Source organism: Longitalea luteola, from assembly GCF_017356035.1.
Taxonomy (GTDB): Bacteria; Bacteroidota; Bacteroidia; order Chitinophagales; family Chitinophagaceae; genus Niastella; species Niastella luteola.
On sequence record NZ_JAFIQX010000018.1, the window covers coordinates 42,985 to 57,181 of the forward strand.

Annotated in this window: 11 protein-coding genes; 6 read left to right on the forward strand and 5 right to left on the reverse strand. The window is 43.5% G+C overall.

Annotation, left to right across the window (positions count from 1 at the left end):
* The first annotated feature begins 158 nt into the window (after nt 1-158).
* From JUB15_RS27465 to JUB15_RS27475, 3 genes are all read left to right on the forward strand, one after another.
* Nucleotides 159-1,406: a PQQ-dependent sugar dehydrogenase gene (locus JUB15_RS27465; RefSeq protein ID WP_207515875.1), complete on the forward strand. Its 1,248-nt coding sequence runs from the start codon at nt 159-161 to the stop codon at nt 1,404-1,406.
* A 125-nt stretch (nt 1,407-1,531) separates the two neighbouring features.
* Nucleotides 1,532-2,335 carry a DUF72 domain-containing protein gene (locus JUB15_RS27470; protein WP_207515876.1) on the forward strand — a complete coding sequence of 268 codons (804 nt, stop codon included), beginning with the start codon at nt 1,532-1,534 and terminating at the stop codon, nt 2,333-2,335.
* Between the two features lie 93 nt (nt 2,336-2,428).
* Nucleotides 2,429-3,217: a sterol desaturase family protein gene (locus JUB15_RS27475; RefSeq protein WP_207515877.1), complete on the forward strand. Its 789-nt coding sequence runs from the start codon at nt 2,429-2,431 to the stop codon at nt 3,215-3,217.
* A 44-nt stretch (nt 3,218-3,261) separates the two neighbouring features.
* Here the strand turns inward: JUB15_RS27475 and JUB15_RS27480 are convergent, their stop codons facing one another.
* From JUB15_RS27480 to JUB15_RS27490, 3 genes are all read right to left on the reverse strand, one after another.
* Nucleotides 3,262-3,768, reverse strand: a complete 507-nt coding sequence (locus JUB15_RS27480; protein WP_207515878.1) for a hypothetical protein — start codon at nt 3,766-3,768, stop codon at nt 3,262-3,264.
* A gap of 284 nt (nt 3,769-4,052) precedes the next feature.
* Nucleotides 4,053-4,292 carry a hypothetical protein gene (locus JUB15_RS27485; RefSeq protein ID WP_207515879.1) on the reverse strand — a complete coding sequence of 80 codons (240 nt, stop codon included), beginning with the start codon at nt 4,290-4,292 and terminating at the stop codon, nt 4,053-4,055.
* A 367-nt stretch (nt 4,293-4,659) separates the two neighbouring features.
* Nucleotides 4,660-5,244 (reverse strand): hypothetical protein, encoded by a 585-nt coding sequence (locus JUB15_RS27490; protein ID WP_207515880.1) that lies wholly within the window; start codon nt 5,242-5,244, stop codon nt 4,660-4,662.
* A 443-nt stretch (nt 5,245-5,687) separates the two neighbouring features.
* Here JUB15_RS27490 and JUB15_RS27495 point away from each other — a divergent pair, with 443 nt between their 5' ends.
* Entirely contained in the window at nt 5,688-8,150 is a 2,463-nt protein-coding gene (locus tag JUB15_RS27495) for an ABC transporter permease (RefSeq protein WP_207515881.1), read from the forward strand.
* 95 nt (nt 8,151-8,245) lie between these two features.
* Here the strand turns inward: JUB15_RS27495 and JUB15_RS27500 are convergent, their stop codons facing one another.
* Complete coding sequence (locus JUB15_RS27500; protein ID WP_207515882.1) at nt 8,246-11,188, reverse strand: SBBP repeat-containing protein; 2,943 nt, start codon at nt 11,186-11,188, stop codon at nt 8,246-8,248.
* Nucleotides 11,189-11,861: 673 nt separating this feature from the next.
* Here JUB15_RS27500 and JUB15_RS27505 point away from each other — a divergent pair.
* Both JUB15_RS27505 and JUB15_RS27510 read left to right on the forward strand, forming a co-directional pair.
* Entirely contained in the window at nt 11,862-12,356 is a 495-nt protein-coding gene (locus tag JUB15_RS27505; protein ID WP_207515883.1) for a hypothetical protein, read from the forward strand.
* Between the two features lie 107 nt (nt 12,357-12,463).
* On the forward strand, nt 12,464-13,615 hold the full coding sequence (locus JUB15_RS27510) for a hypothetical protein (protein ID WP_207515885.1): 1,152 nt from the start codon (nt 12,464-12,466) through the stop codon (nt 13,613-13,615).
* A 324-nt stretch (nt 13,616-13,939) separates the two neighbouring features.
* Here the strand turns inward: JUB15_RS27510 and JUB15_RS27515 are convergent.
* A partial coding sequence (locus tag JUB15_RS27515; RefSeq protein ID WP_207515887.1) for a hypothetical protein occupies nt 13,940-14,197 on the reverse strand: 258 nt, incomplete at its 5' end.

Sequence of the window (14,197 nt, forward strand, 5' to 3'; positions counted from 1 at the left end):
ATCTGTACGGATTCGTACAGTTAGTGTCCGGCTCTGCAATTACCTTATGCTGCCGATCGGGGCTTATAGTAGCCAAAACGGAAGTAAAGGAAGTGGGTGGCATGCAAATGGTAATTATTTCGTTACTTTAAAGTAATAACCGCTATAAGCAATTTACCATGAATAAGATACTCAGTATAACGATTTATGTTGCAACCGTTTTCATAGCCTGTAACGACGGCAATCATGCTGCCGCGGGCGCAGCAGATGCAACCGCCGAAAACGCCGGTGATACTTCGGGAAACTCGGTGGAAACGCGCGCTCCCAATACTTCTTATAAACCGGCTTTCCCGGGGCAGACACGGATCGGCCGTGTAACAACAAAAACGCCCTATGAAGCTGTTGTGATCACTTCCGAGCTTAAGAACCCGTGGGGGATAGCCGTATTGCCCGACGGCCGCTTCCTGATCACCCAGAAGCAAGGCACCATGTGCATTGTAACTGCAGAGGGTAAAGTAAGCAGCCCTATTACCGGCCTGCCGGCAGTGAACAGCCGGGGCCAGGGCGGTTTGCTCGGACTAACACTCGATCCGTCGTTTGCAAGTAATAAAATGGTGTATTGGGTGTTTTCTGAAAATGTTGACAATGGCACACTCACAAGTGTAGCAAAAGGCAAACTGTCGAGCGATGAAAAACGTATTGAAAATGCTACCGTCATATATCGGGCTACACCGGCGTACAACGGTAACCTCCATTACGGTGGCAGAATTCTTTTCGACAAAACAGGTAACCTGATCGTGAGCACCGGCGAGCGCTCCGATAAAGAGACGAGGCCCCAGGCGCAGTCTTTAAATTCAGGCCTCGGCAAACTGGTTCGTATAACCCCCGACGGAAAACCTGCGAGCGGAAATCCGTTTTCAGGTCAAAGCAATGTGCGGCCGGAAATTTATTCTTACGGACACCGCAATGTGCAAGGCCTGGCCTGGCATCCTGAAACCGGTGATCTGTGGGAAAATGAATACGGTCCACAGGGAGGCGATGAAGTAAATCTTATTCGTCCGGGCAAAAATTACGGCTGGCCAACGATCAGCTATGGCGAAGAGTACAGCGGCGGAAAAGTGGGTGAAGGTAATACGCAAAAAGAAGGACTGGAACAACCGGTTTATTATTGGGATCCCGTAGTATCGCCAAGTGGTATGACTTTTTACACTGGCGACAACATGCCTGAGTGGAAGAACAATTTGTTTATTGCTGCGCTGAATAAACCGCACCTTATTCGGCTGGTTATTGAAAACAACAAAGTGACCGGTGAAGAACGTTTATTGGAACAGGAGAACCAGCGCTTCAGAGATGTGGCTGTTGGAAAAAATGGCGCCCTGTATGCCGTTACTGATGCCGGCAAAATGTACCGGATAGCAAAAAAGTAATGTAATGGTCACTGAATACATAACAGGCGATCACCCGGCTTACAAAACCGGTGATCGCCTGTTTTTTTTGCGGTGTTCCAGAACTACGCCAGGCCCTCATGGCATAGTTTTTTTCATTTTTTAGTATGGCCAGGGCAAGAATATTTATAGGAACTTCCGGATGGCATTACAAACATTGGCTGGGAACGTTTTACCCCGCAGGCACAACGGCAAAGCAGCAGTTTGATTACTACACAAAGTTTTTCGACACGGTTGAAATAAATAATTCATTCTACAAATTGCCGCCCCCGGAAGTTTTTGAAGGATGGTATCAAAATTCTCCCAAAAAGTTTCTCTATGTAATAAAAGCGAACCGTTTCATTACGCACAACTTAAAATTAACAAGGCCACAAGAACCATTGACAAGGCTATTCAACAGTATTCTTCCGTTGAAAGAAAAATTGGGTCCCATATTATTTCAGTTACCTCCTAAATGGAAAGTGAATGCCGAACGGCTCCATGAATTTCTGAAAGCATTACCGGTGGGCTACAGTTATGTTTTTGAATTCAGGAATGACACCTGGTACAAGGAGGAAGTGTATAAATTGTTGGAGGCGCATAACTGTGCATTTTGCATTTATGAACTGGGAGGCCATTTATCGCCTTTACAGATCACAGCAGATTTTGTATACGTCCGGCTGCATGGACCTTCCGCCAACAAATACCAGGACAGTTACAGCAAAGCTACGCTGAATAAATGGGCGAGGTTATGCCTGGAATGGCAAAGCCAGAAAAAGAACGTTTATGTATACTTCGATAATGATCAGCATGGGTATGCAGCATTTAACGCTGTTACTTTAAAAGAAATGGTAAGTAAGTTAGCGGCCCCAAAGAAAGAAAAAACAGCCATCAAAAGAGTGGAAAGAGGTGCGAAAAGAGCGTCAAAATAGCGAGGGCAGGGTATTCTCAGGGTGAAGTAAAAGCCTGCGTGCCGTAAGTTGAGCACAGTAATATCAATGAGCCGTAATACGTATCTTTGTTTTATGTTCATTCCTGACGTATCGCAGCCATTCTGGTTCACGATAACGCTTGTCGTGTTCTTCGCCATCATTGCAGGCAGGTACTTTCTGGTGTCAGGTTTGTTTTATCTGGTGTTCTACATCTGGTTCCCCGCGAAATGGCAACAAAGAAAGATCAGTAAAAAGGAGTTCTCACGAAATCAATTACAAAGAGAAATAAGCCAGAGTTTGGTCACTGCTGTGATCTTTGCGTTTATCGGCACCGCGATGATATTGTTATGGCAAAAGGGATATACAAAGATCTATACCAGTATCAGTGAATTCGGATGGTGGTGGCTGCCGGTAAGTCTTCTCATCTCTATGCTGCTCGATGAAACGTATTATTACTGGATCCACAGGCAACTGCATAAACCAAAGCTGTTTAAATTAATACATAGGGTACATCATCAAAGTAACATAACTTCTCCCTGGACGGCTTTCTCTTTTCATCCCCTGGAAGGATTACTATTGTCTGTTTCGCTGCCAGTTATCCTTATCATCCTTCCCATGCATCCTGTTATGATATTATTACAGCTAACCATTATGACCTTCAGCAGTGTGATCAATCATCTTGATATAGAGGTGTATCCACACCGGTTTCATAAACATGTATTGGGAAAATGGCTGATCGGTGCAACGCATCATGCACTGCATCATAAACAGTTTAAATACAATTTCGGGTTATATTTTACTTTCTGGGACAAGTGGAAGAAAACCGAAAGTCCTTTGTTTGAAGAGACGTTCGAGCATAATACAGAAAAAATAAACAGCTGATAAAAGCAAAGAGGTACCGGTGCCGGCACCTCTTGCATGGTTATTTACCAGGGACCATGACCAATAAAGATGTCGCTACATTCATCAGTAATGTGCGCATTATAAAAAGTATACTGTTCGTATTCGTCGTAAGCCACTTCTTCACAACCTACATTATAATCCTGGTAACCATCACTGGTGTTATAAGGACTGAATGTGATATCATAATAACCCTCTTCAATATACCAGGTGCCTGAGGTGTAATTAGCGTGCGTTGGTGCCGGTGGGATATCAAAATTATAATCATGATCAACGTTATGGAAATTAACGTTTATCCACTTGGGAGCAACATTTTGCCAGTGAACTGACACTGATGTAAGTTTATCCGGGTTCATGTTTTCATCCCGCTCAAAGCTTTTTTTCATCCTGGTTTCTCCTTTGTCAGGATCCAGATTTGCAAAAGGATTGGTAATGCCCTGATCAAGCGAAACTGTCTTTACTGTTACCTGTGCGTTTGCTGCAGCGAATACAGATAAAGCAATGCCTAAAGTCACACATTTTTTTAGTGCCATACTGTTTATTTAAAGGTGAATAAAACAACCAGGAGCCTCTGCAAAAGAGGTTTGATTAGCCATAGATGTTTGAAGCTATTATAGAAAGGCGTGTAACAGTTATAATCTATGCGAGCGGTGTCAGTTAAATGCTGAATTAAAGTTAACGGCGTTGCAAATAGGAACCAATTAATTTTTGGCACTCCGCCATTAAAAAATGTGTTAGCAACATTAATTTAAGAGGTCCTCTCCTGGGATGGTGGGTGCAACCCCGACAGTCTAAAAGGCAGTGCGATTGTTTGGCGTTAAATCGTGTTCATTAACTTTTTGGTGGCAAAGGTCAGGGCCGCAACAGGCGATTCAAATAATTGTGGTTGTCCTTCCTCATCATTGATCCATTCTGCATTGGCTTCCGGCGGCTCTGAAAGATAGTAGCGCGCTTTAAAATATTCAGTTGGAATGGTATTGGGATTTTCCCGGCCGGCGGGTTGTTCAATCACTTCTACCCAAACGTCTTTTCCATTTATCTTATGATGCTCGATCATGGCACGTAAGTTTACAGTCAATTATGCAAATGCGGGACCAGGCCGGCCGCTGTGACGGGGCAGTCCTTAGGTATCCATTGCCCGGGATGAACCAAAGCGTTAGTTTAGAGCTCTTGCCGGGCTGGCCATTAAAGTCGAAGGCCTTGCCCTTCATCACATCATTATTCGTGCAAGCTCTTACTAAAAAAGTATGTATGCGTAGCCAGCGCCCGCAATGCGGCGGACTTTAATGACCTTGCCAATTTTAATGAGCATTTCCAAAACTACCTCAGGATTGAAGAAGAACAGGCAAACAGGGCAGTATGCACATGTCGCTCATGTAACACGGCACAGTTTCGTTTTACACAATACTTCGGACATTACGCCATCATTGATTTCCTGAACCTGAAGATTTCAGACGTCTTTGTAATTGGGCGGAAGGAAGGTATATCTGGAATCCCACAGACAGGAGCAGGTCACTGGAGGTAACTCTTTCACCAAAGCCGATAATACCGTTATACTTCAGCAATGCTTCCAGACCTACATTTGAGGTAAGGAAGTACGTCCATCCGGGACCAAAACCCAGTCCAAGTCCGTTTGTATTTTCGCCGGAAGCTGGGTTGGTACCTTCGATACCTGCCGTTGCTTCCAGGAAGAAGCGGGAATTGCGAACAACATTGATATCCCGGCTGAGGTAGTAACGCCCCAATAAGCCAAGGCCGTAATCAATACTTTCGCCACCACCTTTTGAGGTAACCAATCCGAAGTTCAGGTAGCCGCCCAACGCAAGATTGTCGGTAAAGAAATAGGCTAATTTTGGGTTCAGGAATATGGCGAAATTGCCTCCTTCATTGAGGCTGAGATCAAAGTCGGCGATATCAGCTCCCACCATTATATTCCCTTGTTGGATCTGTGCTCTTGTGCCAGTAATAGCAAGCTGAAAAGCTATTAGTAGTGTAATTATTTTTTTCATAGACCATTTTAGATACAAACCAAAAAAATCATACCCGTAACATTATAATGGATCATGAAAACTCTATGCTGGTCTGGCTTTGACGATGCGAAAGATTTACCTCATTTGAAATACAACCTGGTGAGAAGAGTAGCTGTAAGAAAAGCAGATCGAAGCGTTGCTTTGGTTTACTTGTAATAAGGTACATCAAATGAAGACTAATGGTTATATGAGTGCCTGGCAAATTGGAATTGATTACATTTTTAAAGAAAGCGTTATCTGGGATCTATGATCGCTGTTCTGGAAATGAACAGCTGGTGTATCAAAAGCGTACAATATCTTTTCCCTGGATTTTATAACGCATTGATTTGAATGTCAATAATTAAACGGCATTTGCATTGATTTTTGCAAGTTGTCATTGCGCCGTTTCCCGGGCTGTTGTGTGGCTCATAAAATCAATTCCAATGATCAAAAATTATTTTAAAACCGCGTTCAGGAGTTTACTTCGTAACAGGAATTACACCGCGCTCAACATTGCTGGGTTATCAGTTGGCATAGCCGTTTGTATGATGATCTTTTTTGTTATACAATTTCATACAAGCTTTGATAATTTTCACGCAAAGAAAGATCGAATCAATCGGGTGTTAACCGAGTATCATCATGCCGATGCAGCAAATGTTCATTATGGGCAAGACATTCCTTTTCCAATGCCTGCAAATCTGAAAACGGCTTTTCCGCAAATAGAGCAGGTAGCGCCGATCTATGCAAGCCACAATGATGAATTACAGGTACTTGATGACAACGGAAGCTCTGTAAAGAATTTTAAAGAACAGAATGGTGTCTTTTATACTGCGCCTTCCTTCTTCAATATATTTGATTTTCCCCTGCTTGCAGGTTCATACGCCTCCTTAAAAGATCCGAACAATGTATTGCTTACAAAAGAGATCGCAGACACTTATTTCGGTGACTGGAAAACAGCTATGGGCAAAACCATAAAACTAACAGGTTCTTATAGAATAGATGCAGGATTGTTTCAGTTTCCACCCATAGCGCTGAAAGTTACAGGCATTCTTGCCACTATACCGGCCAATACAGATTTTCAGCTGAAACTGGTGGTAGCTTTCGGAACAGATTTTACAGGCGATGTACTGACCGGCTTACAAAATCCTGATTGGGGTCAGTCATCACCCGATTTTGGGTGTTATGTTTTATTGCCGCCGAATATGCCTGCCGGCGATTTTAATCAACAATTACGGGCATACTCCCGAAAGATGGCATCGTCTGACAATAAGGATTGCCAGATCGTACAACCGTTAAGTGAGGTGCATTATGACACGCAAACAGGCAATTACAGCCACAAAACGATCAGCCGGGAACTGCTCAATGTGTTATGGCTGATTGCAGCATTCATTCTGTCAATTGCCTGCGTGAATTTTATTAACCTATCCACTGCACAAGCTGTTAACCGGGCAAAGGAAGTTGGTGTAAGAAAGGTTTTGGGAAGTAATAATGCTCAATTGCAGATCCAGTTCATCATCGAAACATTTTTGATAGTAACAGGTGCTGTCGTGCTTTCCGTTGTTATTATAACGCTTGCATTGCCTTTTATAAATCAACTTTTAGAACTTTCGTTGACATTCAGCCTGCTGAACGATCCTTCGATCATTATATTTCTTGTGACAGTAGTATTTATAGTAACCGCCCTTGCCGGTTTCTATCCTTCAATTGTTTTGTCGCGTTTCAATCCTGTAAATGCTTTAAAAAACAAGCTCACAGTAAATACTACAAAGGGATTTTCATTACGAAGAGGATTGGTGATATTTCAGTTCATCATTGCACAGGCGTTGATCATTGGAACGCTCATCATTGTAAAGCAAATGAATTATCTAATGGATCAGCCTTTAGGCTTTGATAAAGATGCTATAGTAAATGTTCCTTTCCGCCCGTATAATACGGGTGGTAAGCTGACGGATTATTTAAGGCAACAGTTCCTGTCGGTCAACGGGGTGCAGGCAGTAAGCTTCAGTTCCAACACCCCGGTTGATGATGATAATAATATGTTGAGCAAATTCAGATTTAATAATGCAACCAAAGAAACAGATTTTGATGCTATTCTCAAATACGCAGACCATGAGTATGCACCGACTTATAAATTATCACTGGTTGCAGGAAGAAATTTACAGCCATCGGATATGGTTAAGGAATTTTTAGTAAACGAATCGCTCCTTAGGAGTTTGGGAATTAAGGATCCTGGAGAAATATTGAATAAAGACATCAGTATGTGGAACGACAAATTGAAAGGACCTGTTGTTGGCGTATTGAAGGATTTTAATGACAGATCTTTTCACCATGGGCTTGCTCCACTGATCATAACCACGAACGTAACTATGTACCGCCAGATCGGAATAAAACTGGCGACGACAAACATTGCCTCCACCATGCAGGCTGTTAAAAAGGTATGGGAGCAAACATTTCCCGATTTTGTGTATGAATACAGGTTCCTTGATGATAAAATTGAGGGTTTTTACAAACAGGAAAATCAGTTAGCGCAGCTGTATAAAATATTTGCGGCCATTGCGATCTTCCTTAGTTGTCTTGGATTGTATGGTTTGGCGTCATTCATGGCAGTGCAGCGAATAAAAGAAGTTGGTATTCGTAAAGTACTTGGTGCTACGTCAGGCATTATTGTTTATTTGTTTTCAAAAGAATTTATCATCCTGATCGCAATTGCTTTTATGATTGCAACACCCATTGCATGGTATTATATGCACCAATGGTTGCAGAACTATGCTTATCGCGTTGATATTGGTTGGTGGGTGTTTGCCGCAGGCGGACTTGTGGCAATACTGATTGCACTGGCAACCATAAGTTTCCAGGCAATAAAAGCGGCGTTGGCCAATCCGGTGAAAAGTTTGAGGGTGGAGTAGGAGAGAATTGTCTGGTCGATTGATAGCGGGATCGGGAGTTGAACCCGTATAAACAAAAAAGGTCTCACTTTCGTGAGACCCTTCTTGCAATGTCCTTAATTTTTTATCAGTTTCACTATTACTCTTTCAGCGCCCTGCACTATTTCTGCAAAGTAAACACCCGGCTTAAAGTTATGGCCGATTTTTATATTGCCACTGGAGGCAAGACCAGTTCCTTTTTCAACCAGTTTACCCTGTATATCCGTAATCGTAATTGTAACCGGTTTACCGGTGCCATTCCATTGCAGGTTGGTGAATTGGGTAAATGCGTTTGGAAAAGCTTTCGCATTTAATTTAGCAGATCCTTGTTCCGTAGTAACAAGCGTTTTCTCCGCAGGAATGGCAGACATGGTGATAATGGAAGGTGTTTGTTCATATTTGATGGTGGCGTAATCGCTGGAGCTGCCGATGCCTTGGCTGACTCCCGTTACATACACATTGCCGGCATTGTCTACAGCAATATCTGTTGCTCCATCAGCTCCTGCAGCCGGTCCGTCGTACCTGGCCAGCCATTGCTGTATACCTGCTGCATTATACTTAATGGTGGCGAAGTCTGCCAAGAGAGATATGCTGGTACTGCTGTTTCCTGTTACATACACATTACCCAGGGCATCGAGTGCCAATGCACTTGCTGCATCAAAGTTACCGCCGTCGTATGTTGCCACCCACTGTTGTGCGCCCGCTGAATTGTACTTTAGCGTAGCATAATTGCCCGCATTGGACCCTGTTATAAACACATTGCCGGAAGCATCTATGGCTATATCGTTGGCGGGTGAGCCGGTTCCTTCGAATTTGGCTGTCCACTGCTTAGCACCAACAGGATTGTATTTAATGGTGGTAAAGCCTTTTACTCCGTTGCTGCCAGTGCCGGCGCCCGTAACATATACATAACCCCGTGCATCTATAGCTATGGCCTGGGCCTGATCGGCACCGTTACCCGGGCCGTTGTACCTGACCACCCATAGTTGATTTCCATTGGCATCGTATTTAATAGTTGCATAATCGTCGCCTGTTGCACCACCAAAACTTTGTCCTGTTACATATACATTGCCAGCATTGTCAACGGCAATGGCTGTTGGCCGGTCAACGCCGTTACCGGGACCATTGTAGCGTTTCACCCATTTTGTATTTCCATCTTTATCGTACTTAATGGTGGCGTAATCGCCGGTTGGTTCAAATTCACCAGGAGTGTTCACACTCCTGCCTGTTACATATACATTACCGTTTTCATCTACTGCAATGGCGGTTGCCTCATCTAAAGAATGGCCGGGGCCATCATACCTTTTTACCCATTGCGTGGCTCCATCTATGCCGTATTTAACGGTGGCATAGTCGCCCCCATCACTGGTTCCCGTTACATACACATTTCCTTTGGTATCTACTGCTATATCCCTGGCAACGTCGGGACCAATGCTGAAACCATTGAATGTTTTTTTCCAGATCCTGTTTGCATTTTCGTCATACTTATAAGTGGTATAATCCAGCCCGGTATTGAGCCTGGAGATACCACCTGTTACATACACGTTGCCGGCCGTATCCAATGCAAGGGCATATGCGGCATCGGCGCCTCCTTTTATCTGGTCGTTTACGCCGTTAAATCTTTGTACCCATTTTTGCATGCCATCAGCGTCGTACTTAATAGTGGCATAATCATAATAACCAGACTCATCGAGTTTGCTCATGCCGGTGATATATACGTTGCCATTCTTATCTACACCTATGGCGCTTGCCCTGTCTAAACCGTTTCCGGGGTCGTTGTAGGTTGCTACCCATTGCTGCACTCCGTTTGTATTGTATTTGATGGTAGCATAATCTATTTCATCCTGGTATGGTGAACGTCGCATGGAGATACCGCCTGTGATATATACATTGCCGGCTGCGTCTACCACAAGGTCACTGGCTGCTCCGCCCAGCGGATTGCCGGGGCCATCATATATGGATTCCCACTGCAGTATGCCTGCTGTATTATATTTAATGGTTACATAGACATTGTCAGGATCATCATCAGGAGGTCCGCTTTTCACGGTTATATACACATTACCTGAAGTATCTAAGGCAAAAGCATTTGCGTCGTCGTACCATGCCTGGTTATAAAACGCTGCCCATTGCTGCTGGCCCGATGGATTGTATTTAATGGTGAGGACATCGGTTTCGTCAAATTCGCCAATGTTAGCGATGCCTGTTACATACACATTACCACTATGATCGAGGGCCACGGCTTTTCCCCCGTCATAACTATTTACAGGCCCGTTATACCGGTTTATCCATTCCTGATTACCATCAGCGTTGTATTTAATGGTAGTAAAATCTCCACGTGTTCCGATTCCTGTACTGGATCCTGTTACATATACATTTTCGTTTTTATCTACTGCAATGGCATTTGCCTCATCGAAAGAGTTCCCGGGGCCGTTATACCTTCTTACCCATTTTGTAAGTCCATCTTTATCGTATTTAATGATAGTAATGTCGCTGCCTGTACCGCTTCCGGTGCTATATCCTGTTACATATACATTTCCGTTTTTATCAACAGTTATGGCAGATGCATCATCTATGGAACTGTCGGGCCCATTGTACCGGTTTACCCATTCCTGATTACCGTCAGCATCGTATTTTATAGTAGTTATGTCTTTGTCAGTTCCGATCCCTGTACTCCAGCCTGTTATATAGATATTGCCACTGCTGTCTGTTGTTATGGCCTTTGCTACATCGCTACCATTAGCGGGGCCGTTATACCTTTTTACCCATTGTATATCACCATTATCGTCATATTTAATAGTGGCCCAGTTAGTGCCGGAAGATTTGATATCGCCATCGCCAAGACCGGTTACAATAACATTCCCATTATCGTCCACTATCAACCCATTTGCCTTGTCCATAACATTCGCGTCTCCATTTTGACGTTTTACCCATTTTTCAGTAACCTGGGTAAAACCTACAGTTGTAGTAAAAAGATAGCCGGCAAGAAATAGTAATTTCCTGAAGAGTAGCATTTTCTTCATAACCTATGTATGTATTTGAGTGTTAAATAATCAAATTCAGAATTATGTATTAAAAAACTCAGTACATAGGAAATTTGGAGAATTTAGATAGAGGGGGAGGGAGGAAATAGAAGCTGTTAAATACTTACTTTAAGTTACACTAAATTTGATAATCCCAATGGCTTTTGGAGATTTTTCTTTTAAGGCAATTGATATTCGATTGCTATTGAGAGTTAGTCAGGGTATGATCGAGCGGCTGCGGCTCAAAATTTGGAAAATTGGTTTTCTTTTCGTGTGATCAAATAAAATCCCTGTCAATCCACATAATCCAATCGTCGCCCATTCCCCAAAGCTCTGGTTGTTCAGAAACCTTTTCATGATAACCTTCGGGCAAAAAGTCTAACCAACTAATTAAGGATTTAATAGCTTTTTCACAGGAATTGGACGACCCGTGAATGTATGCCTTCGAGTATAACGCTAATGGAGAACTTTTGTATTGCCTGGACATGAACGATAGTGAATCAACACGCATTGATTATATTTACGATCTTGAAAACAAGGAAGCTTTCCGGTCTTTTGGTGACATAACACAACCATCAGAGCTGATGTAATGGATCGGTTCCAGGAGGTCAAAATACTTATAGAGTAATAAATTACAAGGAATAAATAATTTAAGGTAGTAAACCGCTTCTTTATGGATAGTCAAATAGCTGATGGTGCTTATACCAGGTTGATTACGGCCTTGCAGAAAAATGAGCTGCATAGATATTTAATAGGTGAGGGTGCCTATAAATTCGTCAACCCATTTGTGGAAGAGCCAACAGATATTGCATCCATATTCATTTCGGGATTCAATCAATATGTATTAAATCATGATCCTGCTGTACTAAAAATGCAAATAAATGCTGCCATACTAATTCTCCTGAACAGTCCTGAAGGGTGTTGGTGGACCATCCGGCTGATTAAGTCATACCTTTTTCAATTTAAAGCAGGCGCCTTAAAGTTTGAAATACCTGTATCGGATTTGCTTCCGTCTATCAGAACATCCCTGATCAATCATAAAACGCAATTGTTGAATAACAAGGCGTTCACAGGCTGGAGATTCGACAGAGGTTTATGGGGCCAGATCGAGATAGATATAAACGAGATTAATTCAACACTGGCAGACAAAGGACGTTTCCAGATTTGATACTTGGGTTCGCAAGCTTCAATTGGTTAAGCGTAGACCTCGTCAATTTTATCTTTATTTTTTATTTTAATATGGGCTGCTGGCTTCAATATTGATTGGGTATATGTATGAAAAGCATCCTTTTATTGCCCCTTATCGCCTTGCTGCTGCCGGCTACCGTACAGGCTCAGCAGGCGACCGGCCGATTAGATATAAAACTCAACAAAAACATCTTTCAACCCGGCGATTCATTACTTGTAACAGTGGATTATAAAGATGGCGGTGGCCAACTACTGAACCAATCTCTGGCAACAATGGAGCTGGTGATTGAGAACGAAGAGGGCCGGCGCACCCGCCTCCGCTGGCCGGTGATCGAAGGGCGAGCTTCTGGTAAAATTTTCTTACCCGATTCGTTGCCCCTTGGCAAATACACGTTGCTGGCGGGCTTGCAGCAACGATTTTTCGAGGTAATTGGCCAGATAAAAGACGCCGGAAACATCGGCAGTATACAAGCGATGCTTCTCACCAAAACTGGCGATTGGGACGAGCAGAAAGTAACTGTGGCGCCGGACGGCACCTTCGCTATCCGTAACTGGCTGTTTGAAAACAATGCATTGTTAGCTTTCCAGCGAACAAAAGACAATAACCAGCCGCTGAATATCAGCATCAGCAGTCAACTTGATTCCAGCTATGAACCCCTGGCCGTTGCAGGCAGGACATTTTACATAGGTAACCCGCCAGCAGTGGTGCGGCCAATCCTGAACAAGCCTGTTGAAACCCCGGAAGCGCTTTTTGCAGACCGCGGTACTACGCTGCCGGCGGTGATCGTAAGGAGTACCGCCAAAACCCGGGCGCAGCAATTTAATGAAGAACATGTCAGCGGCTTGTTCCGGTCAGGAGACGAGCGGTTGATTAGTATTATGGATGATCCCAGTGCGATCGGTTTTCCCAATGTTTTCAACTACTTGCAAGGCAGGGTTGCGGGGTTGCAAATAGCATCAACAGGTGCTGCCACATGGCGTGGCAGTGGGGTAACATTCTTTCTGGATGAAGTAAGGGTGTCCGCCCAACAGATCGCCAATATACCCATGACAGACATTGCAATTGTAAAAGCGTATCCCCCACCTTTCACTGGTGCTTTTGGTGGTGGCGGCGCGATTGCAGTTTATACCCGTCGGGGTGGCGAAGCGAATTACCTACCCGCCAACAGGCAGGTGTTTAAAGTACGAGGCTACACGCCATCTGCAATAGCGTTGGACATGAATAAGCTAAGTTTGTAATTATAGGATCAGGTTCAATTTTTCTGCCACTGCAGGTGTCCAAGGTCTCCGACGCAGTCGACCAGAGTATTTTTTTGATGTCGGCTCGCTTGAAAACGTTCAAAAAGCAACTGAATAATATCATGCTTACTTCTGAAAGACAACATTATTGAAGTTGATTTCCAAGTAAGTTATAAAATTGAATTAGTATTACAATACATTAGATTTCAGGTATGCCGCAAGACCTGAGATATTGAAAAGTTTGGTCATAAAGACTTTTTGGTCTTGTTGCATCAAAATCGTCACCGTTTGGAACTAAGATGATTAACCCCTGTCTAGCTCTTGTTAGTAAAACTCTGTAATCCAGCAATGCGGAATGCTTATGATATGTATATGAAACTGGCCGACATCTTCCGTTACTGCACCTGTAAAGAGCAGGCATTTAAAAGGCTGGCGACGGATATGAATCCAACTCCAAATAAAAAAGGCCTCACTTTCGTGAAGCCTTTTTCTAGTAGCGGGATCGGGAGTTGAACCCGGGTCCGCCAGCCGGCGGATATGAATCCCACCCCAAATAAAAAAGGCCTCACTTTCGTGAAGCCT